Consider the following 23,969-nt stretch of genomic DNA (forward strand, 5'->3'; position numbering starts at 1 on the left):
CAAAGAATAACAAATATAATTCATTCAGTATGAATATTGTAAGAGAACAACGCGGCGAGAATAACTCGCTGATCCGCGTGACTGTCGGTGAGGCGGATTACGGGCAGGAGGTCGAAAAGGCCCTGCGTGCCTACAAGCGCAAGGCCAATATCCCCGGATTCCGTCCGGGCATGGTCCCCATGGGCATCGTCAAGAAGATGTACGGCAAAGGTGTCCTGGCCGAGCAGTCCTACCGTCTGGCGTCGAACGCCGTTTTCGAGTATCTCCAGAAGGAGGGCATCGACTATCTGGGCGACGTGATTCCCGCGGAGGAGCAGGGCGATTTCGATTTCGACAACGCCACCGAGTTCGAATTCATGTTCGAGATCGGCGAGGCTCCCGAAGTCAAGCTGGAACTCTCCGACAAGGACAAGCTGACCTACAATAAGATCAAGGTCGACAAGAAGATGCACGACGACTACCGGGGCAACTACCTGCGTCGTTTCGGCCGTCTGGTGGATGCCGAGACCGTGACTTCGGACGAGGCGCTGTCGGTGACGCTCGACAACGGCGAGATGAACGTGGCGGATGCTTACGTGGGTCTGATCTCGATGGACGAAGCCGGCCGCAAGCCCTTCATCGGCAAGAAGGTCGGCGACAAGATGAAGGTGAATATCAACGAACTCTATAAGAATCCCGCCCAGCGTGCCGCCTGCCTGCAGGTCAAGGAGAACGAGCTGGAGGGTATCAACCCCGAATTCGACCTGGAGATCACCAAAATCCGCAAGTTCGCCGAGCCGGAGCTGAACGAGGAGTTCTTCAAGATGGCTTTCCCGCAGGGCGGCGTCACGGACGAGGCCGGGCTGGACAAGTTCATCGACGGGCAGATCGAGGCCGAACTGCGCCGCGAGAGCGACTACCTCTTCACGCTGCAGGTGCGCGATTACCTCGTGAAGAAGGCCGACCTGAAGATGCCCGTGGCATTCCTCAAGCGCTGGCTCTACACGATCAACGAGGGCAAGTTCTCGATGGAGGACATCGAGAAGGATTTCGACCAGTTCCTGAAGATGTTCACCTGGAACTACCTCCAGAAGCACTTCATCAAGGCGGACGGCATCTCCGTTTCGAAGGAGGAGGCGCTCTCCGAAGCCAAGGCACTGGCTGCCGCGCAGTTTGCCCAGTACGGCATGCCGTCGGCACCGGACGAGATGCTGGAGGACTACGCCGGGAAGATTCTCGCCGACAAGGAGCAGGGCCAGAAGGTTTACGAGAAGCTCTATGAGGTGAAGGTCGTCGAGGATATCAAATCGAAGGTCAAGGTGACCGAAAAAGCCGTATCTGCGGACGAATTCGCCAAATTGGCGCAGGAACTTTAAGATTCGCGGTTTTTTATCTATATTTGGACTTTGCAGGCGTGATGTTTGCAAAGTCCTTTGTGCTTTACCCGCCCGTGGTGCGGGCTTCGGGAGGGGGCGACGGGAGGTCCGGCGTGTTTTCGGCAGTCTTGCGGCTCCGTCCAGAGAGCGGGCAGTGAAGGCGACGGGAGGTCCGGAGGATTCCGGAGGCGTGTCCGTCCCTTGCCGGCCGAAGGCAGAATATGAAGAGTAAATAAATACGACTATGTCAGAATTTGAAAAATATGCACGGAAACACTGTGGGATCAGCTCGCTGAAACTGCATGATTTCCAGTCGATAAGCGCGGCCTACGTGTCGCCTACGATCATCGAGGAGCGTCAGTTGAACGTCGCTACGATGGACGTTTTCTCGCGCCTGATGATGGATCGCATCATCTTCCTCGGTGCGCCGATCTATGACGATGCGGCCAATATCATCCAGGCCCAGCTGCTGTTCCTCGAATCGGTCGATCCCGAGAAGGACATTCAGATCTATATCAACTCGCCCGGCGGGTCGGTTTCGGCCGGACTGGGCATTTACGACACCATGCAGTTGGTGAACTCCGACGTGGCGACCATCTGCACGGGACTTGCCGCCTCGATGGGCGCCGTGCTGCTTACGGCGGGCGCCAAGGGCAAGCGTTCGGCACTCCCCCATTCGCGGGTGATGATCCACCAGCCGCTGGGTGGTGCCCAGGGTCAGGCGTCGGATATAGAGATCACGGCACGCGAGATGATGAAAACCAAGCGCGAACTCTACGAGATCCTTGCCTTCCATTCGGGCGTCACGGTCAAGAAGATCGAGAAGGACGCCGACCGCGACTACTGGCTCTCGGCCAGCGAGGCCAAGGACTACGGGCTGATTGACGAGGTGCTTTCCAAACGAGAGAAGTAAACTGCATGGCACAGAATAAGAACAACAACAAGAACGGCGGCGACTGCTGTTCGTTCTGCGGCGCCAAGCGTACCGACGTGGAGATCATGTTCCAGGGCTCGGACGGCGCGAATATCTGCAACAAATGTATCGAGAACGGCTATAAGATTATCGTCGACAACGACATCCTCTCCGAGAAGGGGCGGCGTCCCGCGGCGGCTCCGCTCAAGATGGAGGAACTGCTCAAGCCGGCGCAGATCAAGGAGTTCCTCGATCAGTATGTCATCGGGCAGGATGCCGCCAAGCGGTATATGTCCGTGGCGGTCTACAACCACTATAAGCGGCTGCTGTATGCTCCGAAGGAGGACGAGGTCGAGATCGACAAGTCGAACATCGTGCTGGTCGGCCCGACGGGCACGGGCAAGACCCTGATGGCCCGCACGATCGCCAAACTGCTGAAAGTACCCTTCACGATCGTCGACGCAACGGTGCTGACCGAGGCGGGGTATGTGGGCGAGGATGTCGAGAGCATCCTCTCGCGGCTGCTGCAGGTCGCCGACTACAACGTCGAGCAGGCCGAGCGCGGCATCGTCTTCATCGACGAGATCGACAAGATCGCGCGCAAGGGCGACAACCCCTCCATCACGCGCGACGTGTCGGGCGAGGGTGTGCAGCAGGCTCTGCTGAAGATCCTCGAAGGAACGGTGGTCAACGTGCCTCCCCAGGGCGGGCGCAAGCACCCCGAGCAGAAGTTCATCCAGGTCGACACGCGCAACATCCTCTTCATCTGCGGGGGAGCGTTCGACGGCATCGAGAAGAAGATCGCCCAGCGGCTGAACACCCGGGCGATGGGCTACGGGCGGCTGAATGCTGACCCCATCGACCGTTCGAACCTGATGCAGTACGTCACGCCGCAGGACCTCAAGTCGTTCGGACTGATTCCCGAGCTGGTGGGGCGTCTCCCGGTGCTGACCTACATGCAGCCGCTGGAGCGTGAGGCCCTGCGGTCGATCCTCACCGAGCCGAAGAATGCCATCGTCAAGCAGTACAAGCGCCTGTTCGAACTCGACGGCGTGAAACTCGCCTTCGACGACGACGCGCTGGACTATATCGTCGACAAGGCCGTCGAGTTCAAACTCGGCGCACGCGGCCTGCGCTCGATCTGCGAGGCGATCATGATGGACACGATGTTCGAAATCCCGTCGACCGATACCCGGAAGTTCACCGTCACGCTGTCTTATGCGAAGAAAAAGATAGGGAAGGCAAATATTTTGGAGCTCAAACGGGTCGGATGATTCCTTTTTGGCTATCTTTGTCCAAAATAAAACTGCTGAAACGCATAACAAAATACTAACTCCATGTCTACAACGAATTCAAAACTTACGCGCGTTGCCGATAATATCCGCATCCTTTCGGCCGCGATGGTCGAGAAGGCCAAGTCGGGACATCCCGGCGGCGCCATGGGCGGCGCGGATTTCATCACGGTGCTTTTCACCGAGTTCCTGCGTTACGACCCCGACAATATGGCGTATCCCTATCGTGACCGCTTCTTCCTCGATCCGGGTCACATGTCGCCGATGCTCTATTCGACGCTCGCACTGGCCGGAAACTATTCGATCGAAGACCTGCAGTCGCTGCGCCAGTGGGGCAGCGTGACCCCGGGGCACCCCGAGGTGGATGTGATGCGCGGCGTGGAGAATACGTCGGGACCGTTGGGACAGGGCCATGCCATGGCGCTGGGTGCCGCCATTGCGGAGCGTTTCATGGTCGCCCGCTTCGGCGAGTGGATGGCACACAAGACCTATGCCTATATTTCGGACGGTGCCGTCGAGGAGGAGATCTCGCAGGGCGTGGGCCGCATCGCCGGCCATCTGGGCCTGTCGAACTTCGTGATGTATTACGATTCGAACAACATCCAGCTCTCGACGACGGTCGACGAGGTGATGACCGAGAATGTGGCCATGAAGTACGAGGCGTGGGGCTGGAACGTGCTGTCGATCGACGGACACAACATCAATGCGATCCGCGAGGCGCTGGTCGCCGCCGAGAGCGAGACCGAGCGTCCGACGCTCATCATCGGCCGTACCGTCATGGGCAAGGGCGCCAAAGGCCCCGCCGGGGAGAGCTTCGAAAACAAGGTCTCGACCCACGGACAGCCGCTGACGGCCGCCGGGGCCGATTTCGCCGCTACGGTGAAGAACCTGGGCGGCGATGCGGAGGCGCCGTTCGCCGTCTTCGAGGAGAGCCGCGAGGCCTTCGCCGAGCGTCGGCAGGTGCTGAAGGAGTGGGCCGCACAGCAGGCCGCCGTCGAAAAGTCGTGGCGCGCCGAGCATAAGGATCTGGCCCGCAAACTCGACGATTTCCTCTCGGGGAAACTCCCCGATATCGACTATAAGTCCATCGAGGTGAAGGCCGACGTGGCTACGCGCGCCGCTTCGGCGACGGTGCTGGGTGTCTTCGGCGAGAAGATCGACAACATGATCGTGGCCTCGGCCGACCTGTCGAATTCGGACAAGACCGACGGCTACCTGAAGAAGACCAAGGCCTTCACGAAGGGCGATTTTAGCGGGAAATTCTTCCAGGCGGGTGTTTCGGAACTGACGATGGCCTGCATTGCCAACGGCATGGCCCTGCACGGAGGTGTGATTCCCGTCTGCGGTACGTTCTTCGTCTTCTCCGATTATATGAAGCCCGCCGTGCGCCTCTCGGCGCTGATGCGTCTGCATGTGGTCTACGTCTGGACGCACGATTCGTTCCGCGTGGGCGAGGACGGTCCGACGCACCAGCCCGTGGAGCACGAGGCGCAGATCCGTTTGATGGAGCACTTGCGCAACCACCACGGCGAGCGTTCGATGCTCGTGCTGCGTCCGGCCGACGGCGATGAGACCGTCCTGGCGTGGAAACTGGCCGTCGAGGAGCACCGCCCCGTGGCGCTCGTGCTTTCGCGCCAGAACATCAAGACCCTGCCGACGCTGGGCGCCATCCGCCGCGAGGAGGCTGCGCAGATCGCTAAGGGCGGTTACGTGGTGATGGATGCGGCCAAACCCGCCGCAGTGCTGGTCGCCACGGGTTCGGAGGTGGCGACGCTGATCGAAGGAGCCGAGCTGCTGGCCGCCGAGGGGATTCCGGTCCGGGTGGTGAGCGTCCCGAGCGAGGGCTTGTTCCGCGACCAGCCCCGTTCGTACCAGGAGAGCGTGCTGCCTGCGGGTGTTGCGCGCTACGGCATGACGTCGGGGCTCCCGGTCAACCTGCGGGGACTGGTGGGCGAGAACGGCGTGATTCACGGTCTCGACCATTTCGGCTGGTCGGCCCCCTACAAGGTGCTCGACGAGAAGTTCGGCTACAACGGTGCTACCGTCGCGGCCGAGGTGAAGAAGATGCTCGGAAAATAGAACCTGTCGCAGAAAATGTGCTGCAGCCACCGCCCGACGCGGTGGCTGCTGTTTTGAGGAAGGCTACTGTTTTGCGGAGGTGGCCGAGTTATGGTGGCGGTTGGTTTTGAGGTGGCGACCGAGTTATGGTGGCGGTTGGTTTTGAGGTGGCGACCGAGTTATGGTGGCAGTTGGTTTTGCAGATTCCGAAATTATCCGTACCTTTGTAGTCCCGTCTGTCAAGCGGGGAAATGTGGAAAGATTTGACTGATTGCAAACCACAATAAAAAATAGCTAAAACAGCACGTTTTTTATTACCAACAGCCAATTTTTCCCATTTTATACGTTTAACCATTAAAATGTATGAAAATGGGCTTTTTATTTACCTCGGAATCGGTGTCCGAAGGACATCCCGACAAGGTTTCGGATCAGATTTCCGACGCAATCCTCGACGAATTCCTGCGCCACGACGCCAACTCGAAAGTCGCCTGCGAAACCCTTTGCACCACGGGGCTCGTGGTCGTGGCGGGTGAAGTACGCTCGGAGGCGTATGTCGACGTGCAGGGCGTGGCGCGCCGCGTCATCAACCGCATCGGCTACACCCGGAGCGACTATCAGTTCGACGGCAACTCGTGCGGCATCCTGTCGGCCATTCACGAACAGTCGTCGGACATCAACCAGGGCGTTGTCCGCGAAGCCGAGGAGGAGCAGGGCGCCGGTGACCAGGGCATCATGTTCGGCTATGCCTGCAACGAGACCCGCGAGATGATGCCCGCGACGCTGATTCTGTCGCATGTAATCCTCAAGGAACTGGCCGTCATCCGCCGCGAAGGCGAGGTGATGACCTATCTGCGTCCCGACTCGAAGTCGCAGGTTACGATCGAGTACGACGAGCAGACGAACAAGCCGCTGCGCGTGCATACGATCGTCGTCTCGACGCAGCACGACGAGTTCATCCTCCCGGGCGAGGGCCGCAGCGTGAAGGAGGCCGAGCAGATGATGCAGGACAAAATCCGCGAGGATGTGCGCACGATTCTCATTCCGCGTGTCAAGGCGCGTCTGGAGCGTGCCGGCGACCAGCTGGCCGCACTGATCGGCGACGACTACATCCTGCACGTGAACCCCACGGGCAAGTTCGTGATCGGAGGTCCCCACGGAGACACGGGGCTTACGGGCCGCAAGATCATCGTCGACACCTACGGCGGCCGCGGCGCACACGGCGGCGGCGCCTTCTCGGGCAAGGATTCGTCCAAGGTGGACCGTTCGGCAGCCTATGCCGCGCGGCACATCGCCAAGAACCTCGTGGCGGCGGGTGTCGCCGACCAGATTCTGGTCGAACTGAGCTACGCCATCGGCATTGCACAGCCGCTGTCGATCTACGTCGATACCTACCATTCGCCCCGTCCGGCGGCGCTGGCCGGCATGACCGACGGCGAGATCGCCCGCCGCATTGGGAAGCTTTTCGACCTGCGTCCCGCGGCCATCGTGAAGCGTTTCGGTCTGAAAAATCCGATCTTCGAGGCGACGGCCTCCTACGGACATTTCGGCAATCGTCCTTACACGAAGCTGGAGAAGGTCTGGGTGAACGGGGTCGAAACCGAGCGCGAAATCGAGTTCTTCGGCTGGGAGAAACTCGATGCCGTGGATCAGATCAGAGCCGAGTTCGGCCTTTAGTGTCCGGATCAGTTGGAAAATCGGGGCTTCCGCGACGGATGCCCCGATTTTTGTTCGGAACAACATACTAACCGGACGTTCCCGTGCGTTTGTCCTTCGAAAAATAAAACCGCGAACACACCGCTTATGAAATGAAGTTGCCTCTGATTGGTAGAACCAAAAACATTCAATTCATTATGAAACAGGCATTTTTTATTTTAGGACTTGTCGCCGTGTCGGCCGCAGCCGGCGGATTTACGGCTTGGAAGGTTTCCGCCGACCGCGGCGGTTCCGTTGCATACATCGAGCGCGAGGTGGAACGCACGCCCGCGTTGGGAACCCAGTTTACCTCCTATCAGGCCGAGCAGTATCCCGACCTGACCTACGCCGCTGAGAATGCGGTGAAGGCCGTCGTGAACATCGAGGCCATCCAGCAGGTCGAGATGCCCCTGAGGCGGGGCTACGATCCGTTCCTGGAGTTCTTCGGAATCCCGCAGGATTACGGCCGCGGCGACGGAGCCCCGCAGTACCGCGAGCAGCGGGCCGGCGGTTCGGGGGTGATCATTTCGGCCGACGGCTATATCGTGACGAACAACCACGTCGTGGACGGGGCTTCGAAACTCAAGGTGAAGCTCAACGACGGCCGTTCGTTCGACGCCAAACTCATCGGCAAGGACTCGGCAACGGATCTTGCGCTGCTGAAAGTCGAGGCCGGGGAGCTGCCTACGCTGGCCTTCGGATCGTCGGATGCCCTGCGTCTGGGCGAGTGGGTGCTGGCGATCGGTTCGCCCTTCGACCTGCAGTCGACCATCACGGCCGGCATCGTGAGCGCCAAGGCGCGTCAGCTGGGGGCCATTCCCAACGATTTCAGAATCGAGTCGTTCATCCAGACCGATGCGGCGGTGAACCCCGGAAACTCGGGCGGTGCGCTGGTCAACACCCACGGTGAACTGGTGGGCATCAACACGCTGATCAAGTCGCAGACGGGGAGCTATGTGGGCTATTCGTTCGCCATTCCCGAGTCGATCGTCCGCAAGGTGGTGGTCGATCTGAAGGAGTTCGGCGTCGTGCAACGGGCCCTGCTGGGCGTGCAGTTCCGTGTCGTGGATCAGGATTTCCTCGATACGGAGGGCAAGGAGTTGGGCATCAAGAAGCTCGGCGGAGCCTATGTGGCTGCTGTCGTCGAGGGGGGGGCCGCTTCGGAGGCCGGAATCCGCAAGGGGGACGTCATTCTGGACATCGATGGCGTGAAAATTGTTGAGCCTTCGACGCTTCAGGAGCAGATCGCCAAACGCCGACCCAACGATACGGTCAAATTATCCGTAAAAAGAGACGGAAAAGTGAAACAATTTGACGTTACTTTGCGTAATAAAGCGGGTAAAACGGAATTGGTTACCAAGGAGGATGTCGACGTGGTCGAGGCTCTCGGAGGTAAGTTCGCCGATGCGGGCGCCAAACTGTGCCGCGAGCTGGAGATCAGAGGCGGCGTGCAGGTGGTCGGCATCAAGGCCGGCGGAATTCTGGCCCGCGCCCGTGTAAAACAGGGGTTTGTGATCACTCACATCAACGACCGTCCGGTCTATGCGCTCGACGACATGCAGCGGATGACGGAGAAGGTCCGCTCGATCGACGGCATTTATCCCAACGGCCGTTCGGCAAGCTACACGCTGGTGGAGTAGGTCGCGGCCCGGGCGGGTTTATGGATTGCAGTATTATACAGGATAGTTAGAAAAAAACATGCGTCAATTAAAGATTACGAAGTCCATCACCAACCGCGAAAGCGCCTCGCTGGACAAGTACCTGCAGGAAATCGGCAAGGAGGAGCTTATCACGGTTGAGGAAGAGGTGGAACTCGCCCAGCGAATCAAGAAGGGGGACCAGGAAGCACTCGAGAAGCTCACCAAAGCCAATCTGCGTTTCGTGGTTTCCGTGGCCAAGCAATACCAGAATCAGGGACTGAGCCTACCGGACCTGATCAACGAGGGCAACCTCGGACTGATCAAGGCCGCCGAGAAGTTCGACGAGACCCGCGGTTTCAAGTTCATCTCCTATGCCGTGTGGTGGATCCGTCAGTCGATTCTCCAGGCCTTGGCCGAGCAGTCGCGCATCGTGCGCCTGCCGCTCAACCAGGTGGGGTCGCTGAACAAGATCAACAAGGCGTTCGCGCGCTTCGAGCAGGAGCACGAGCGCACGCCGTCGCCCGAGGAGCTGGCTACGGAACTGGAGCTCCCGAAGGAGAAGGTCACCGACACGCTGCGTGTCGCCGGCCGCCATGTATCGGTCGACGCTCCGTTTGCCGACGGCGAGGACAACTCGCTGCTCGATGTGCTGGTGAATCCCGATTCGCCCAACGCCGACCGCGGGCTGATCAACGAGTCGCTGTCGACCGAGGTGGACCGTGCGCTGGAGACCCTCACGGAGCGTGAGCGCGACATCATCAAGTACTTCTTCGGTATCGGCACCTCGGAGATGACCCTCGAGGAGATCGGCGAGAAGTTCGACCTGACGCGCGAGCGCGTGCGTCAGATCAAGGAGAAGGCCATTCGCCGCCTCCGCCATTCGTCGCGGTCGAAGCTGCTGAAATCTTATCTGGGATAGGGAAATCTCCCTGTATCGTTCGTAAAAATCCCGGCCTTGCGTCTTGCAGGGCCGGGATTTTACGCTTTTCGGACGGGGCGGGCTACCACACGATCGGCTCCTTGCCCACAGAACGAAGGTATTCGTTGGCGCGCGAGAAGTGGCGGCAGCCGAAGAATCCCCGGTAGACCGACAGCGGCGAAGGGTGCACGGCCTTGAGGATCAGGTTGCGCTGCGGGTCGGCGATAGCGCCTTTCTTCTGGGCGTAGCTGCCCCAGAGCATGTAGACTATGCTCTCCTTGCGCTGGGCGATGGCGCGCACCACGGCATCGGTGAAGGTCTCCCAGCCCCGGCCGGCATGCGATGCGGCTTCGTGGGCGCGGACCGTCAGCACGGCGTTGAGCAGCAGCACTCCCTGCTCGGCCCAGCGGTCGAGGTTGCCGGTGGAGGGTGTGGGTGTGCCGGTGTCCTCGGCGACCTCCTTGAAGATGTTTTGCAGCGAGGGCGGGAAGGGAACCCCGTCCGCGACCGAGAAACAGAGACCGTTGGCCTGTCCGGGACCGTGGTAGGGATCCTGCCCGATGATGACCACTTTCAGTCGGTCGAACGGGCATTTGTCGAAGGCGCGGAAGATGTTGCTGCCGCGCGGGAAGATGCTGTGCGAGGCGTATTCCTGGCGCACGAACTCGGTGAGCTGTGCGAAATAGGGTTTTTCGAATTCCGGGGCGAGGAGCTCCTTCCAGTCGGGGGCTATCTTTACATCCATGGCAGGCGTGTTTAAAGTCGTGTAAATGTAGTAAAAAGTTCCCGGAATGCCGTGACTTTGCGGCGGATTTCGGCAGACAGGGTAAAAAACGGGCGGCATCCGCAGGATTTGGCTGGATGCCGCCCGTTGCCGCTGGTGGGCGACCGGCTATTTTGCCGGGGCAGAAGCCCGCGACGGGGATTTATTCGATGCTGCCTTGGGTGTTTTCAGCCTGTTGGGGGATCGCTGTGCCTGCCGGCTGATTCGGGCGGAAATCGACGGGGATGGTGAGCTTGACGCGGACGTTCTGACCGCGCTGCCGGCCCGGGGTCCACGAGTCTGCCGGCATGCTGCCGATCACGCGGCGGACTTCGTCGGCGAGCAGTTTGTCGGGCGACCTCAGGATTTCGATGTCGCTTATCGACCCCTCCTTTTCGACGGTGAAGTTGAGGATCACGCGGCCCTGGATCTTCCGTTTCACGGCTTCGGCCGGGTATTGGAGGTGTTCCTGCACCCAGATGCGGAACGTGTTGAGGTCGCCGCCGCGGAACGACGGCATGACCTCGGTGATGAGAAACACCTCGTCTTCCGCGGATGCGGATGCGGGCGCGGATGCGGGCGTGGATGCGGGGGCGGGAGTGGATACGGCTGCGGATGCGGGTTTTTCCGTTGTTTTCGTGGGCTCCATTCGGAAATCCAGGGGCAGCGTATATTTCACCCTCACCTTCTCTCCGCGCTGTTCGCCGGGTGTCCATGCTCCGGCGGGCAGGGAGGCGATCACGCGGCAGGCCTCGTCGGCGAGCAGTTTGTCGGGCGACCTCAGAATTTCGATGTCGCTTATCGACCCCTCCTTTTCGACGGTGAAGTTGAGGATCACGCGGCCCTGGATCTTCCGTTTCACGGCTTCGGCCGGGTATTGGAGGTGTTCCTGCACCCAGATGCGGAACGTGTTGAGGTCACCGCCGCGGAACGATGGCATCTTTTCGGCGATCAGAAACGGCTCGTCTTCCGCGGGCGCGGAGGCGATTCCGGCCGCAGCGGCTCCGTTGGTCGCCGGGGCGGTTTTCTGCTCCTGTCCGGCGTCTGCGGCATGCTGGTCCGCAGCCGGTTTGGGGGCGTTGGGGGTTACGCTGACGGGGGTGAGCTGGGTTGTCTCGGTCTCCAGTGCGATTTCGAAATGCTCTGTGTCGGAGGTGTCGGAGACGCGGATTTTCCGGGTCCGGCAGCCGACGTGGGAGACGACCAGTTCGTTGCCGGGAGCCGCTGCGATCTGTGCCGTGCCCTCCTTGTCGGTCACGGCGCCGGCGGTCGATCCGCCGATCAGGACAATGGCTCCCGGGAGGGGTTTGCCGTTGCGGAAGACGGTGACGGAGACGTTTTTCTTCGCTGCATCCCGGAGCGTCGTTTCGGCGGCCGGGCTCTGGGCGGTCTCCGCAATCCGGATCTCGGCGGCGCGTGTGGTGAACGAGAAGGCGCACAGGAGGCCTGTCACGACGGGAAGTGTTCCCGCCAGCCGCAGCAGGGAGTACCTGCCTGAAGTTTTTGTTGTCATCATTTTGAAGCGTTTTTTGGTTAGGGAATCCCGCAGCCCGTTGGCTATTTCCGGACTATAACCGAACAGCTGCCTGAATATGGTTTTCATGTAATGTTCGATGTCATGGCCTTCGGCCAGCACGTCGCTGTCGGCTTCGAACTCCTCGGCCTCGGTCAGCCGCCGTGCGGTGAGCCATACGAAGGGATTCCACCACAGCGCGGCCTTCATGCACTCCATGGCCACGCGTTCGGCGGAGTGGCGGTGGGCGATGTGGCTCGCCTCATGGGCTATGATGACCCGCAACTCCCCGGCCGGGATCTGATCCCAGATGTAGATCGACCGGAAGAAAGAGAACGACACGATCTGCTGCGGGGTGCGCACAAGCGTGAAGCGCTCCGTGCGGGTGATTGCCGCGCCGCGCCACAGTCGGCGGATACTCATGACCTGCCACAGCATGACGCCCGCCACCAGTCCGGCCCCGAGCAGGTATATCGCCAGACAGACCGCCTCGGGGGTGATGCCCGGGGCTGCCTTGGCGACCACTTCGGCGGTCCATTCGGTTGCGGGCAGGGAGATCGTCGGGGTAAGCTCGACCACTTCGCCCGGCCAGACGGGGATGCGCAGCAGCGGGATGATCGCTGCCAGCAGGGGCGATGCGAGCAGATAGGCTCTGCACCAGCCGAACCGCACGCGCCGGTCGAGCAGGATGGCGTAGGCGGCCAGCAGTACGCCGCTGCAGGCCAGCACTTCGAGGGCGTAGATAGCGAGGGTTCTCATGACAGGTTATTTTTTGGCGTTGCGCATGATTTCGAGAATTTCATCCATCTCCCGGGCGGGGATGTTTTCGTGGCGCGAGAAGAAGGACACCAGCTGGGCCAGCGAGCCGTCGAAATAGCTGGAAAGCAGCGACGACATGACGCTCCGGGCGTACTCCTCGCGGCTGATCAGGGGAAAATAGCGGTGGCTCTTGCCCTCGGTCGTATGGCTGACGAAGCCCTTGTTTTCCAGAATTTTGAGAAACGTGGCGACGGTGGTATACTTGGGGTGAGGTTCGTCGGTCCGGGCGATGATGTCGTTGACCACCGCGTCGCCCAGTCGCCAGAGGATCTGCATGATCTCCTCCTCGCCGCGGGTCAGTTCCGTAGGTTTGGTATACATGGGATGGAGTGTTTCGGGTTTTCGATACAATGTTACTACTAAATTTTTAGTAAAACAAATTTTTCATCTAAAAATTTAGTAGATAAGGGCGAAATAATTGATACCTATATTTATAAGTGGGGTGATTCGGACCGGAGCCGGGTGTTTCGGGAGTATCCGGGTGTGCGGGGTTCCGGGACGATTTTTTGGGGGCAGGTGTGGGCGGGAACCGGGTGGCAGGGGGAACTGGGGAAACTGGGTGGCTGGGACGCTGAAGGAGGAGCTGGAGCTGGGTGGCTGTAGCGAGGTGGTTGGTGCGGGGCGTTGGCGGGGTGTTAGCGGGGTATTGGCGGAGGGATCGGTCCGGTATTGGAGGAGCCCCGAGTTGGGGTCGCGGCAGGGTGTCGCGCTGACGGAGAGGTCGAGGTCGGCAGAGGGGAGTCGGAGGTGCCGGGGCGATTTTGGGGGTAGGGTGTGGGCGGGAAAGGGTACCGGCGGTGCTGGGGCGCCGGGTGGAACAAGGGTTATTGGGGAGGTGTGGGCGGGAGCTGGGGCTATTCGGGAGCCTGGGGCGTTGGCGGGATCATTGATACCGAAATCGGGGCAGGAACTGGGAACCGGGACCGGGAGGGGCGCCGCCCAGTTTTGGCCGCCCGGTCTCGTCTTTCCATCCGCTCACTCCCTGAAGGATTACCGCCAACCTTGGGAGGATTGCACCCAGTTTTGACTGTCCAGTTTTGTTCGGTTCGGTTTCGTTCTCGTTGCGCCCGTTCGGCCGCGTTCCTGTTCCATTCCCGTCGCGCCCGTTCGTCCTCTTCGCGTCCCTGTTCCGTTCTCGTCGCGCCCGTCGCATTCCCTCGCGCCCGTTCCCTCGCGTTTCCGTCCCGTCGCGCCCGTCCCGTCGCGTTCCGTCGTGTCCCGCCCGGGGCGGAAGCGGGGTGGGGTTACCGTAGCTGCCGTTCGGCTTCGTTGTCTTTCTCCTCCTTGTCGTCCTCCTCCCAGTCGAACCACGGGAATTCGTGGCGCCCGCCCAATGCGAAGCGCGTGTAGGTGATCGGAAGTCCCATCCCGAGAAAACGGCTTTCGTAGGCCGTCTTGACCGAAAGCACCTCGTCGGCGAATCCCGAACCGTAGATATTGGGTTCGGAGACCTCGCATGTCAGTCCGTAATGGCGGATGACCTCGCCGGTGTAGGCGTAGAGGTGCTTGGAGTCGGTCTTGAGGTTGATCCACCCGTCGGGCCGGAGCAGACGGGAGTAGCAGGCCAGGTAGAGCGGCGAGGTGAGGCGTTTCTTGGCCCGCCGGGTCTTGAGCTGCGGATCGGGGAAGGTGATCCAGATTTCGGACACTTCGTTTTCGGCGAACAGCGCATCGATGAACTCGATGCGTGTGCGCAGGAAGCCTACGTTGTGCATCTTGCAGTCGGTGGCGGTCTTTGCCCCGCGCCACATGCGTGCTCCCTTGATGTCGATGCCGATGTAGTTGCGCTGCGGGTCGCGCTGAGCCAGCGCAACGGTGTATTCGCCCTTGCCGCAGCCCAGTTCCAGAACGATGGGATGGTCGTTGCGGAAGAAATCACGGTTCCAGTTCCCTTTCAGCGGGTGGTCGTGGTGGAACACCTCGTCGAATTCGGGTTGCACGAAACATTCGAAAGTCAGGTTCTCGCGGAACCTGCGGAGCTTGTCTTTGCCCATAGTGATAAATTGTTCCGCCGGACTGCGGGGCCGACAGGACGCTAATGTGTTTTTCGGTTATCTGCTTGCCTGCAGGTCGATGCCGACGGCTTCGACCCCGCAGACGGGGCGGACCGGCGTGACCGAACAGCGGTAGTCGCCGTGCTGCGTGAGCCGGATTTGGCGGCGGTAGGGGATCGCTGCTTCGCGCATCAGGGCCGCGGGACCTTTCGGGTGCGGGATGACGAGCAGGAACCACTCCCCGAAGCGGAGCGAATCGGGGGTCACGGTGGCGATGCGGACCGTCAGCGTGTCCTCCGCGAAGCGCTCGTTGCAGCGCAGGAAGAGCACGGCGTCGCGCAGCGATACGGTGTCTGCATTCGGCAGGAGGATTTCGGCCCTCGAGTCCCACCGGGCGGGGTTGACGTCGGTGACCGCCGACTGGTGGGGCGAGATGCAGCCTCCGGCTAGAAGTGCGGCCGCCATGGCCGCGATATGCCCTGCCGAGCGTTTCACCGCGCGCTATTGGTTTTGGGGCGTTCCGCCGTTGTTGTTGCCGCCATTGCCTCCGTTGCCGGCCGGGGCGTTGCCTCCGTTGCCGCCGCTGTTGCCGGCGGGGGAGTTACCGCCGTTACTGCCGTTGCCTCCGTTTCCGCGTCGGCGGGGACGGTTGTTGCGGTTGCGGTTTGCCCCTTCGCGGCTGCCTCCGTTGTTTTCTCGGGGCTCGCGGTTGTTGTTATCGCTTCGGCCGTTATCGCTTCGGTTATTGTCGCTGCGGCCGTTGCGCGGGCGATCGCCATTATTGGCGCCGTTCTGACGCTCTGCCCCGTTGCCGCCGTTGCGCTGGCGGTCGTTGCGGCGCGGCTGGCGGTCGCGTCCGGACTGTCCTTCGCGCGGCTGGCGGTTCTCCCCGGCAGCCTCCTGCGGCGTCTGTCCGTTCTGCCCTGCAGGGCGTGCCTGTTCGCCGCGTGCCTGTTCGCCGTGGGCCTTGTTGTTGCGGCCGTTGCGCTTGCGGCGTTTGGCCTGGTCGAAGCGGGTGATGCTGTCCTCCTCCGAACGGTAGGTCGGTTCCTCGATCTGCGGACGGATCTCCTCGGCGTCCTGCAGCCGCTCGACCTTCTTGCCCTGGCGGTTCAGCGCCAGAATCTCCCGCACGCGCGACACGGGCAGCGTGGTGACGTTGGCCATCGTGTCCTTCGACGACGAGAAGGTCATCGTTCCGGCCAGCACGTCGCTTTTGACGCAGAACCATTCGCCCTCGACGGCCTGGAGCGGTTCGCGCAGACGCGGGAACTCCTTGCGGGCGTCAACATAGGTGTCGTATTCGTACATCATGCAGCATTTGAGCTTCGAGCACTGCCCGGCGAGTTTCTGGGGGTTGAGCGAGAGATCCTGCACGCGTGCGGCTCCGGTTGTGACGCTCGAAAAACTCGACATCCACGACGCGCAGCACAGCTCGCGGCCGCAGGCGCCCAGTCCGCCGATGCGCCCGGCCTCCTGACGGGCACCGATCTGCTTCATCTCGATGCGGATGTGGAACCGTTCGGCGAAGACCTTGATCAGCTCGCGGAAGTCCACGCGTTCGTCGGCGATGTAGTAGAAGATGGCCTTGATCTTGTCGCCCTGATACTCCACGTCGCCGATTTTCATGTTCAGACCCATGTCTGCGGCGATCTGTCGCGAGGCGATCATCGTCTCGTGCTCCAGGGCGATGGCCTCCTGCCACTTTTCGATGTCGTAGGGTTTGGCCTTGCGGTAGACCTTCTTGTATTCGCCGTTGTAGGGGGTGAATCCCGTGCGGCGCATCTGGCGTGCCACCAGGTCGCCCGTGAGCGAGACGATGCCGATGTCGTGGCCCGGCGAGGCTTCGACGGCAACGATGTCACCCCGCTTGAGGTCGAGGTTGTTGACGTTCTGGTAGAACGAACGCCGGGTGTTCTTGAAACGCACCTCGACGATGTCGCTCGGCATGTTGACCGGATAGTCGTCGAGCCAGGCCGTTTCGTGGAGCTTGAAGCAGCCGTCGCAGAGTTTGGCTTCCGGCTCCGAGCCACAGTTGCAAAAGGCGCACCCGCGGCCCACTTCGGGTTTGCAGGCGCTCGTATGTTGTTTTTCGATATCCATTATCGGGTATAAATTTGTGTAAAGATACGAAAAAATATTTTATTTCGTTGCATAGAGTTTGCGGATGCTGCGGCGGATGCGCACGATCATCATGACGGCCGCGGCCGACAGCCCGAACGAAAAGCCCAGGAAAAGCCCCGAAGGACCCATGCCCATCGTGAATCCGAACAGGTAGCCCACCGGGAGGTTCAGCAGCCAGTAGGAGATGAAGGCGATCGGCATGATGATCTTCACGTCCTGAATGCCGCGCAGGATGCCCACCGAGACGTTCTGAATGCCGTCCGAAAGCTGGTAGAGCGCGGCGAAGACCAGCAGGTTCGAGGCGATGGAGATCACCTCGGCGTTGGTGGTGAAGAAGGTCGGGATCACGTTGCGCATCGTGATGAAGACCAGCGCTCCGAAGACGTTCCACGCCAGGACGAGGTGGTACGAGGCCTTGGCCGCGAGCGACAGCTGTGCGATGTCGCGTCTGCCGTAGCAGTGCGATACGCGGATGGTGGTGGCCGCGCCGATTGACATGATGATCATGAAGGCGCAGTTGCCGATGGTCATGGTGATCTGGTGGGCGCTCATCGTCTCCTTGTTGAACCATCCCATCATGATTCCCGTGCCGACGAAGGCCGAGGCTTCGAGGAACATCTGCATCGAGATCGGAAGACCCATGTGCAGCAGTTGTTTGACCGACGCCCACGAGTAGTTGCGCGGCGAGAAGCCCTCTAGGTAGATGCGGTATTTGCGGCGGCCGTAGAAGTAGCCGATCATCAGGATCGGGGCGATGATGCGCGACATCAGCGTGCCCAGACCCGCGCCCTCGGCGCCCATCTCGGGAAATCCGTAGCGGCCGTAGATGAACACCCAGTTGAAGGCGATGTTCGCGATGTTGGCGGCGATCGTGACGAACATCTCGATCTTCGTGTTGCCCACTCCTTCGAGGAACTGCTTGAAGGTGAAGAACAGCATGATGGAGGGCATGCTCCACACCAGCATCTTGTAATAGGGGATGGCCATGTCGACCACTTCGGCAGGCTGGCCGAGGTGGTACATCAGCGGGATAATGGCATACTGCACGGCGGCCATCGCCACGCCCAGCAGTCCGTAGAAGAGGATGCCGTTCTGCAGCAGTCTCGACGATTTCTCGCGGTCGCCCTGTGCGTAGAGTTCGCCCACGAGGGGTGTCATGCCCAGTGCGATGCCGATGGCGGCGATGAAGAGGATGAAGAAGACGGAGCCGCCGAACGATACGGCAGCCAGCGGTGTGGGGTCGTTGCCTCCGTAGCGGCCGACCATCAGGTTGTCGGCAACCTGCGTGAAGATCTGTCCCAGCTGTGTCAGCACCACGGGCAGCGCCAGCCGCAGGTTGGCTTTGTATTGGTCCTTGTATGTTGAGAAATGGTACATGCGATTTGTATATTGAGGTGCAAAGATAGCCATTTCCGGCGGGATTGCAATTTTCAAACCCCTCCCGGGGCGGAAAATGCGTCAGGAGGGGCTGCGAACGGTGCGTCGACCTGCGGCCGGCCCTGTTCGGGTCCGGCGATTTCGGGCGAAGGTCTGGAGGAGGCTCTCATCGGTGCCGGCGGCAGGAGGAATCAGCTCCGGTGGCAGGAGAAAGCAGTTCCGGCGGCAGGAGAAATCGACACCCTAACGAAGGGGGGGCCTGCCGCGGCGAAGGCGGCCTTCGACTGCCGGGGCTTCCTGCTGCGAGAGGGCGGTGTGTCAGCTGTCGGTGAAGAGGTTGAGCTGGTGCAGCAGCGTGAGGACGAAGAAGCACCCGATGATCAGGCACATCACCGCAAGCAGGGCGTTGAGCACCCGCGGTGAGGGTTTCATGGGCCGCCCGGAGTTGTCGCGGATGTATTCGCGGAAGAAGAGGTAGAGTGCCGGGACGATGCTGCACGCCAGCAGGTAGTCCTCCGGGATGGCGAAGTAGTAGACCTTCGAAAGCCCGATCAGTGCCCAGTGGCCGAGGAACATGGCCAGCACGATGTTGACCCGCTCCGAAAAGGCCAGCATCAGCCCGATTGTGAAGACCGCCACCGAGCAGGGCATCACCGGCGAGGTGATCATCGGGAAGGAGCGGCCCAGCAGGAGCGAGAACAGCGGGTAGATGAGCGGCATGGCGAAGAGCAGTGCCGCGAACTTCGTGTGGTTGCCGGTGCGTTGCAGCGAGGCGTGCCCGATGACCAGGTCATAGACCCAGATGCTTCCCATGATGGCCCAGAAGAGCGCCAGCAGGCCGTTGTGTTCGCGCGGTTGGCAGTAGACGAGGTAATAGACCCCGGCGATCCAGAAGTTCAGGAGCGCCATGAAAACCTTCATCGCGATCCGCACGGCGGGCGAGGGGCGGAAGTAGAGCAGCAGGGTCAAGACGAGGGCCGTCAGCACCAGAGCCAGCTGTGCGGGCCATGTCGCGGCGTTGTAGGTAGCGATGGTATTCCAGAAAATCTCCATGGGCAAAGGTTATTTCTCGTTTTTTCGGCGCCGCGTGAGCGAGAACGCCCGGCGGTTGAAGACGAAGATCGGTAGCGTAGCCCCGGCGGCCAGCAGGGCGATGACGCTCAACGACACGGTGGCGTTGAGGAAGAACTGCTGCATGTACTGCATGCCCTGCCCCGGGTCGTTGAGCGACTGGAGGAACATGATGAGCGAGAAGACCGTCTTGTAGGCGTAGATGCCCGGAACCATCGGCAGCAGTGCTGGGATGTAGAGCGCCGTCATCGGGCAGCGGATGGCCTTGCCCAGCCAGAGGCTGCCGAAGCCGATGGCCATTGCCGCACAGAGCGATGCCGTGGCGATGTCCATGCCCAGGCCGTTCATCAGGCAGAAGCGCAGGGCGTGCCCCACGGCAGCCAGCAGGGCGATGCGCGGGAAGGCGCGCATCGGGGGATCGGAGATGGCTCCGAAACCGACGGCCGCCACGGCCGCGAAAAGACCGTCGAGAAGAATGTCCGCAAAGGTCATAGCAGGCTGTTTTTAACCATGAGTAAAGTGGCCGAAAGCCCGATGGCGATGCAGATGATCAGCAGCAGGGCGTTGATCAGCCGGCTGAATCCGATCAGGATGTGGCCTTCGACGATGTCGATCACGCCGTTGATCAGCGGCACGCCCGGCACGAGGTAGAGCACGCTCGTGGCTAGAGCCGTTTCGGCCGTGCAGTCGAAGCGCAGGGCCGCCGAGGCGCACAGCGAGGCCATGAAGGCCGAGATGATGAAGACCAGGAAGTGGTTGACGCCGTGTGCCTGCATCCGCTGCCGGGCGGCGAATCCCACGAGGGTGGCGGTGAAGACGATGCCTATGGCCGTCCAGTCGCCGCCGAAAAGACGGCAGAACGAGGCGTTGGCCAGCCCGACGGTCACCAGCACGAAGATCGGGTCGATGCGCGGTTTGTCGATCAGCTCCCCGTAGCGGCGGCGGATTTCGTCCAGCGGGAGCCGGTCGTCGAGGGCGTCCCAACTCAGGGCGCTCAGGTCGGAGTTGCGTTCGAAACTGATCGGCAGGGCGGGAATCTTTACCACGCGGGTGACGGCCTCGCCCGTCGCCTCGTCGTGGACTGTGAGGATCGTGCTTTTCTGGAAACTCGACAGTTGGATGTCGACTCCCTGCGACTGTCCGATACGCTGCGAGTTGCGGATCACACGCGAGGTGTGGACCCCCGATGCGAGCAGGTAGGTTGCATAGTCCGCAATGAAATCGAGGATTTCGGTCAGTTCTTGTCTGGTTTTCATAGCGGCTGCAAAAATAGTTCATTTTCTCCAAACGCCCCGTCTCCGGAGCTGAAAAATTTGTCCGGAGCACGATTTTGCAGCCCTCCTGCGCCGCAGTCGGGGCCTCGCTGCGGGGCTGTCGGAGGCGGGATTTGGGGGCAATGCGGGGCATTTTTAGGCGGAACGGATAAATTTTCCTACCTTTGCTTCCGGTATGGAAGCATCTTTCAAAAAGACATACGCCTTGCCGGGGGCCGACCGCCTGGTCCTGCTGTGGCTCGGGCTGTGGTGGGTCGCCAACCTCGTGCAGGCCGGCTTTACGGAACTGGCCAACGACGAGGCCTACTACCATATGTTCGCCGAGCGGCTTGCATGGGGCTATTTCGACCATCCGCCCGTGACGGCACTGCTGGTCTGGGCCGGAGAGCACCTCTTCGGCGGGGAGTTGGGCGTGCGGTTCTTCTTCACCGTGCTGCAGCCCCTCTACCTCTGGTTGCTGTGGCGCCTGATCCGCCCGGCGGATGCCGACCGCCGCGATGCCGCGCTGTTCGTCGTGCTGTCGGCCGCGACGCTGATGCTCCAGCTCTACGGCTTCATCGCCGTGCCCGACGGGCCGCTGATGTGTACGACGGCGTTGTTCCTGCTGACTTTCAGGTGGTTTTCAGAGAACCGCCGCCGGGCGTGGCTGTGGATGGGCGTCGCCATGGCGCTGATGGCATACAGCAAATACCACGGTGCGCTGGTGGTCCTGTTTGCGCTGGCCGCCAACCCGCGGCTGTTGCTGCGTCCGGCCCTGTATGCGAGCGGTGCGGTGGCGCTGCTGCTGCTCGTTCCGCACCTCGTGTGGCAGTACGAGCACGACTGGGCTTCGTTCGCCTATCATCTCTCAGGCCGCAATTCGGTCTTCAGACCCGATTATGTCGTTGAGTTTCTGGCCAATATGCTGGTTGTCTTCAACCCCTTCTTCGTGCCGCTCTACGTGCAGGCCTGGCGGAAGGTGACGCCGCAGACCCCTGTCGAACGGGTGCTGAAGCTCCTGCCCGTGGCCTTCATCGTCTTCTTCCTGTTCTCGTCGCTGCGCGGGTATGTCCAGCCCCAATGGGTGATCGTCTCCTGCTTCGGTCTGGTCTATGTGCTCTTTGCCTATGCCCGGCGGCATCCCCGCACGCGGCGCTACGTGATGCGGGCCGGGAGTGTGACCCTCGGGCTGCTCGTTCTGGTGCGGCTGGTGATGCTCTTCAATCCGCTGGGCATCCGCTTCGAGGTGTTCAACAATCCGGAGAGCTACGCCGCCATCGCCGCCGAGGCCGACGGCCGTCCGGTGGTTTTCCGCCACGGGTACGCCATTGCGGCCAAATATGCGTTCTATACGGGCGGCGAGGCCTACTGCCAGCCCAATATCCGTTACCGCACCCATCAGTGGCAGTTCCGCGACGACGATTCGCGGTTCATCGGCCGCGAAGTGCTCGTCGAATGTCCGGAGGGGACCGTCTCGGACAGCACCCGGCAGGTGCGGAGCTTCACGATGGCCAACGGGCGGAGATTCACCTGGTTTGTCGATCCCGATTTCCGGCCCGTGCGGCTGGTGGACATCGCCTTTGCGGGCCTGCCCGCAAAGGTGGAGGCGGGAGCGACGTTGCGCCTCGAACTGCGCATCACGAATCCCTATCCCCATGCAATCCGCGTGGGCGAGGGCGACACGCAACTGGTGATGTTGTGGAAACACGGGCGTTTCCGCGTCGAGGAGTTCCCGACCGGCGCGGCCTTCACGATCCCGGCCTACGGCCAACTTACGCGTGAGGTTACCTTCACCGTTGCGCCACAGCTGGCCGGCGAGACTTTCGATGTGGCCTTTGCCCTGAGCCGCGAGGGGTATACGAATTGGTTTAACGGAAAATCCCTTCGGACGGAGGTCGGAAGTTTATGATCGAACAGTTTCTCAAATTCTGCGTCGTCGGCGGTTCGGGCGTCTTTGTCGATTTCGGCATCACCTACCTCTGCAAGGAGTGGTTGCGGCTGAACAAATACCTGGCCAACTCGCTGGGATTCCTCTTCGCCTCGACTTCGAACTACCTGCTTAACCGGATCTGGACGTTCCAGAACGAAAATCCCGACATCGCGGGCCAGTACCTTCGGTTTCTGGGCATCGCGGCTGTCGGGCTGGTGATCAACAACGCCACCATCTACCTCCTGCACGGCCGTTTCCGCCTGAATTTCTACCTGGCGAAACTCTTTGCCATCGGTGTGGTGACGTTTTGGAATTTCTTCATGAATTATTTCTTCACCTTCTGAGCGGCCTGAGCGGCCCGAGCGGTCTGAACGGCCTGAGCGGTCCGCGCCGCACCCCCCCCCGCATCATTTGCTTTTGCGGATGCGGCGGAAGGGGAGCTTCAGCACCCCGAAAAACGCCTCCCCGAAGATCCCTCCCGACATCTTCGACGTTCCCTCGCGGCGCTCGACGAAGATGATCGACACCTCCTTGAGCCGCATTCCCAGCCGCCAGGCCGAGTATTTCATCTCGATCTGGAATCCGTAGCCCTTCATGCGGATGGCCTCCAGGTCGATCGTCTCCAGCGCACGGCGCGAGTAGCAGACAAATCCGGCGGTGGCGTCGCGCAGCGGCATGCGTGTGACGATGCGCACGTACATCGAGGCGAAGTAGGACATTAGCAGACGCGACATCGGCCAGTTGACGACGTTGACCCCCTGCACGTAGCGCGAACCCACCACGACGTCGTAACCTTCGGCCGCGGTGCGGTAGAGGCGCACCAGATCGTCGGGGTTGTGCGAAAAGTCGCAGTCCATCTCACAGATGTAGTCGAAACCGTGCTCCAGCCCCCAGCGGAACCCCGCGAGGTAGGCCGTGCCCAGGCCCTGTTTCCCGGTACGTTCCACGAGGTGGAGCCTGTCCGCGAACTCCCTTTGGCGCTCCCGGACGATCGCGGCCGTGCCGTCGGGCGAGCCGTCGTCGATGACGAGCATCTCGAAGGGTTCGGGCAGCGAGAAGACCTTGTCGATCATCGCCGAAATGTTCTCTTTTTCGTTATAGGTCGGAATGATTACCAGTTTGCGCATGGCGGGTGTCGTATCTTTATTGAATGTACAAAGATAATATTATTTTGCCAATCGCGGCTATTTTGCGCGCTGTTTCCGATCGCGGGCCGTTGCGAGGTAAAAGTACGCTTTTTTCCGCAGACAACCGCG

Annotated in this window: 20 protein-coding genes; 9 read left to right on the forward strand and 11 right to left on the reverse strand. The window is 61.0% G+C overall.

Going from position 1 to position 23,969, the window contains the following annotated elements; all coding sequences use genetic code 11:
• The first annotated feature begins 29 nt into the window (after positions 1 to 29).
• The 7 genes from QZ460_RS00150 to QZ460_RS00180 all read left to right on the forward strand — a co-directional run bounded on the left by QZ460_RS00150 (position 30) and on the right by QZ460_RS00180 (position 9,869).
• Positions 30 to 1,355: a trigger factor gene (locus tag QZ460_RS00150; RefSeq protein ID WP_290539556.1), complete on the forward strand. Its 1,326-nt coding sequence runs from the start codon at positions 30 to 32 to the stop codon at positions 1,353 to 1,355.
• Positions 1,356 to 1,599: 244 nt separating this feature from the next.
• Entirely contained in the window at positions 1,600 to 2,268 is a 669-nt protein-coding gene (clpP, locus tag QZ460_RS00155; protein ID WP_290539557.1) for an ATP-dependent Clp endopeptidase proteolytic subunit ClpP, read from the forward strand.
• A 5-nt stretch (positions 2,269 to 2,273) separates the two neighbouring features.
• Positions 2,274 to 3,542: an ATP-dependent Clp protease ATP-binding subunit ClpX gene (gene clpX / locus QZ460_RS00160; RefSeq protein WP_290539558.1), complete on the forward strand. Its 1,269-nt coding sequence runs from the start codon at positions 2,274 to 2,276 to the stop codon at positions 3,540 to 3,542.
• Between the two features lie 63 nt (positions 3,543 to 3,605).
• The gene (locus tag QZ460_RS00165) at positions 3,606 to 5,639 is read left to right on the forward strand and encodes a transketolase (protein WP_290539559.1); all 2,034 of its coding nucleotides are present in this window, start codon (positions 3,606 to 3,608) and stop codon (positions 5,637 to 5,639) included.
• Between the two features lie 348 nt (positions 5,640 to 5,987).
• Positions 5,988 to 7,292 carry a methionine adenosyltransferase gene (gene metK / locus QZ460_RS00170; RefSeq protein WP_290539560.1) on the forward strand — a complete coding sequence of 435 codons (1,305 nt, stop codon included), beginning with the start codon at positions 5,988 to 5,990 and terminating at the stop codon, positions 7,290 to 7,292.
• Between the two features lie 176 nt (positions 7,293 to 7,468).
• Positions 7,469 to 8,950, forward strand: coding sequence for a trypsin-like peptidase domain-containing protein (locus QZ460_RS00175; protein ID WP_290539561.1), 1,482 nt, complete (start codon positions 7,469 to 7,471; stop codon positions 8,948 to 8,950).
• Between the two features lie 58 nt (positions 8,951 to 9,008).
• The gene (locus QZ460_RS00180; RefSeq protein WP_010266169.1) at positions 9,009 to 9,869 is read left to right on the forward strand and encodes an RNA polymerase sigma factor RpoD/SigA; all 861 of its coding nucleotides are present in this window, start codon (positions 9,009 to 9,011) and stop codon (positions 9,867 to 9,869) included.
• Between the two features lie 82 nt (positions 9,870 to 9,951).
• Here the strand turns inward: QZ460_RS00180 and ung are convergent, their stop codons facing one another.
• The 10 genes from ung to QZ460_RS00230 all read right to left on the reverse strand — a co-directional run bounded on the left by ung (position 9,952) and on the right by QZ460_RS00230 (position 20,786).
• Positions 9,952 to 10,614 carry a uracil-DNA glycosylase gene (gene ung, locus QZ460_RS00185; RefSeq protein ID WP_290539562.1) on the reverse strand — a complete coding sequence of 221 codons (663 nt, stop codon included), beginning with the start codon at positions 10,612 to 10,614 and terminating at the stop codon, positions 9,952 to 9,954.
• A 181-nt stretch (positions 10,615 to 10,795) separates the two neighbouring features.
• Entirely contained in the window at positions 10,796 to 12,904 is a 2,109-nt protein-coding gene (locus QZ460_RS00190) for a TonB family protein (protein ID WP_290539563.1), read from the reverse strand.
• A gap of 6 nt (positions 12,905 to 12,910) precedes the next feature.
• Positions 12,911 to 13,285, reverse strand: a complete 375-nt coding sequence (locus tag QZ460_RS00195; protein WP_290539564.1) for a BlaI/MecI/CopY family transcriptional regulator — start codon at positions 13,283 to 13,285, stop codon at positions 12,911 to 12,913.
• A gap of 923 nt (positions 13,286 to 14,208) precedes the next feature.
• Positions 14,209 to 14,958 (reverse strand): tRNA (guanosine(46)-N7)-methyltransferase TrmB, encoded by a 750-nt coding sequence (gene trmB / locus QZ460_RS00200; protein ID WP_290539565.1) that lies wholly within the window; start codon positions 14,956 to 14,958, stop codon positions 14,209 to 14,211.
• A gap of 57 nt (positions 14,959 to 15,015) precedes the next feature.
• The gene (locus QZ460_RS00205; protein WP_290539566.1) at positions 15,016 to 15,453 is read right to left on the reverse strand and encodes a hypothetical protein; all 438 of its coding nucleotides are present in this window, start codon (positions 15,451 to 15,453) and stop codon (positions 15,016 to 15,018) included.
• 6 nt (positions 15,454 to 15,459) lie between these two features.
• The gene (ricT, locus tag QZ460_RS00210; protein WP_290539567.1) at positions 15,460 to 17,061 is read right to left on the reverse strand and encodes a regulatory iron-sulfur-containing complex subunit RicT; all 1,602 of its coding nucleotides are present in this window, start codon (positions 17,059 to 17,061) and stop codon (positions 15,460 to 15,462) included.
• A 39-nt stretch (positions 17,062 to 17,100) separates the two neighbouring features.
• Positions 17,101 to 18,459, reverse strand: coding sequence for an MATE family efflux transporter (locus QZ460_RS00215; RefSeq protein ID WP_290539568.1), 1,359 nt, complete (start codon positions 18,457 to 18,459; stop codon positions 17,101 to 17,103).
• Positions 18,460 to 18,777: 318 nt separating this feature from the next.
• Complete coding sequence (locus tag QZ460_RS00220) at positions 18,778 to 19,512, reverse strand: DUF6064 family protein (protein ID WP_290539569.1); 735 nt, start codon at positions 19,510 to 19,512, stop codon at positions 18,778 to 18,780.
• A 9-nt stretch (positions 19,513 to 19,521) separates the two neighbouring features.
• Positions 19,522 to 20,022, reverse strand: coding sequence for a threonine/serine exporter family protein (locus tag QZ460_RS00225; protein WP_290539570.1), 501 nt, complete (start codon positions 20,020 to 20,022; stop codon positions 19,522 to 19,524).
• Positions 20,019 to 20,786 carry a threonine/serine exporter ThrE family protein gene (locus QZ460_RS00230; protein WP_290539571.1) on the reverse strand — a complete coding sequence of 256 codons (768 nt, stop codon included), beginning with the start codon at positions 20,784 to 20,786 and terminating at the stop codon, positions 20,019 to 20,021. Before QZ460_RS00230 ends, QZ460_RS00225 begins: the two co-directional genes overlap by 4 nt.
• A 193-nt stretch (positions 20,787 to 20,979) precedes the next feature.
• Here QZ460_RS00230 and QZ460_RS00235 point away from each other — a divergent pair, with 193 nt between their 5' ends.
• A complete protein-coding gene (locus tag QZ460_RS00235; RefSeq protein WP_290539572.1) occupies positions 20,980 to 22,692 on the forward strand; it encodes a glycosyltransferase family 39 protein in 1,713 nt (570 codons plus the stop codon).
• Positions 22,689 to 23,057 (forward strand): GtrA family protein, encoded by a 369-nt coding sequence (locus tag QZ460_RS00240; protein WP_290539573.1) that lies wholly within the window; start codon positions 22,689 to 22,691, stop codon positions 23,055 to 23,057. The genes QZ460_RS00235 and QZ460_RS00240 overlap by 4 nt, the downstream gene beginning before the upstream one ends.
• Positions 23,058 to 23,120: 63 nt before the next feature.
• Here the strand turns inward: QZ460_RS00240 and QZ460_RS00245 are convergent, their stop codons facing one another.
• Positions 23,121 to 23,840, reverse strand: a complete 720-nt coding sequence (locus QZ460_RS00245) for a polyprenol monophosphomannose synthase (protein WP_290539574.1) — start codon at positions 23,838 to 23,840, stop codon at positions 23,121 to 23,123.
• Between the last annotated feature and the right edge of the window lie 129 nt (positions 23,841 to 23,969).

This window comes from Alistipes sp. (genome assembly GCF_020026455.1).
Classification (GTDB): domain Bacteria; phylum Bacteroidota; class Bacteroidia; order Bacteroidales; family Rikenellaceae; genus Alistipes.

What these genes read in the sequence shown, in the direction of transcription:
- QZ460_RS00150 (WP_290539556.1), top strand. Translation starts at nt 30, where the DNA reads ATGAATATTGTAAGAGAACAACGCGGCGAGAATAACTCGCTGATCCGC.
- clpP (WP_290539557.1), top strand. Translation starts at nt 1,600, where the DNA reads ATGTCAGAATTTGAAAAATATGCACGGAAACACTGTGGGATCAGCTCG.
- clpX (WP_290539558.1), top strand. Translation starts at nt 2,274, where the DNA reads ATGGCACAGAATAAGAACAACAACAAGAACGGCGGCGACTGCTGTTCG.
- QZ460_RS00165 (WP_290539559.1), top strand. Translation starts at nt 3,606, where the DNA reads ATGTCTACAACGAATTCAAAACTTACGCGCGTTGCCGATAATATCCGC.
- metK (WP_290539560.1), top strand. Translation starts at nt 5,988, where the DNA reads ATGGGCTTTTTATTTACCTCGGAATCGGTGTCCGAAGGACATCCCGAC.
- QZ460_RS00175 (WP_290539561.1), top strand. Translation starts at nt 7,469, where the DNA reads ATGAAACAGGCATTTTTTATTTTAGGACTTGTCGCCGTGTCGGCCGCA.
- QZ460_RS00180 (WP_010266169.1), top strand. Translation starts at nt 9,009, where the DNA reads ATGCGTCAATTAAAGATTACGAAGTCCATCACCAACCGCGAAAGCGCC.
- ung (WP_290539562.1), bottom strand. Translation starts at nt 10,614, where the DNA reads ATGGATGTAAAGATAGCCCCCGACTGGAAGGAGCTCCTCGCCCCGGAA.
- QZ460_RS00190 (WP_290539563.1), bottom strand. Translation starts at nt 12,904, where the DNA reads ATGAGAACCCTCGCTATCTACGCCCTCGAAGTGCTGGCCTGCAGCGGC.
- QZ460_RS00195 (WP_290539564.1), bottom strand. Translation starts at nt 13,285, where the DNA reads ATGTATACCAAACCTACGGAACTGACCCGCGGCGAGGAGGAGATCATG.
- trmB (WP_290539565.1), bottom strand. Translation starts at nt 14,958, where the DNA reads ATGGGCAAAGACAAGCTCCGCAGGTTCCGCGAGAACCTGACTTTCGAA.
- ricT (WP_290539567.1), bottom strand. Translation starts at nt 17,061, where the DNA reads ATGGATATCGAAAAACAACATACGAGCGCCTGCAAACCCGAAGTGGGC.
- QZ460_RS00215 (WP_290539568.1), bottom strand. Translation starts at nt 18,459, where the DNA reads ATGTACCATTTCTCAACATACAAGGACCAATACAAAGCCAACCTGCGG.
- QZ460_RS00220 (WP_290539569.1), bottom strand. Translation starts at nt 19,512, where the DNA reads ATGGAGATTTTCTGGAATACCATCGCTACCTACAACGCCGCGACATGG.
- QZ460_RS00225 (WP_290539570.1), bottom strand. Translation starts at nt 20,022, where the DNA reads ATGACCTTTGCGGACATTCTTCTCGACGGTCTTTTCGCGGCCGTGGCG.
- QZ460_RS00230 (WP_290539571.1), bottom strand. Translation starts at nt 20,786, where the DNA reads ATGAAAACCAGACAAGAACTGACCGAAATCCTCGATTTCATTGCGGAC.
- QZ460_RS00235 (WP_290539572.1), top strand. Translation starts at nt 20,980, where the DNA reads ATGGAAGCATCTTTCAAAAAGACATACGCCTTGCCGGGGGCCGACCGC.
- QZ460_RS00240 (WP_290539573.1), top strand. Translation starts at nt 22,689, where the DNA reads ATGATCGAACAGTTTCTCAAATTCTGCGTCGTCGGCGGTTCGGGCGTC.
- QZ460_RS00245 (WP_290539574.1), bottom strand. Translation starts at nt 23,840, where the DNA reads ATGCGCAAACTGGTAATCATTCCGACCTATAACGAAAAAGAGAACATT.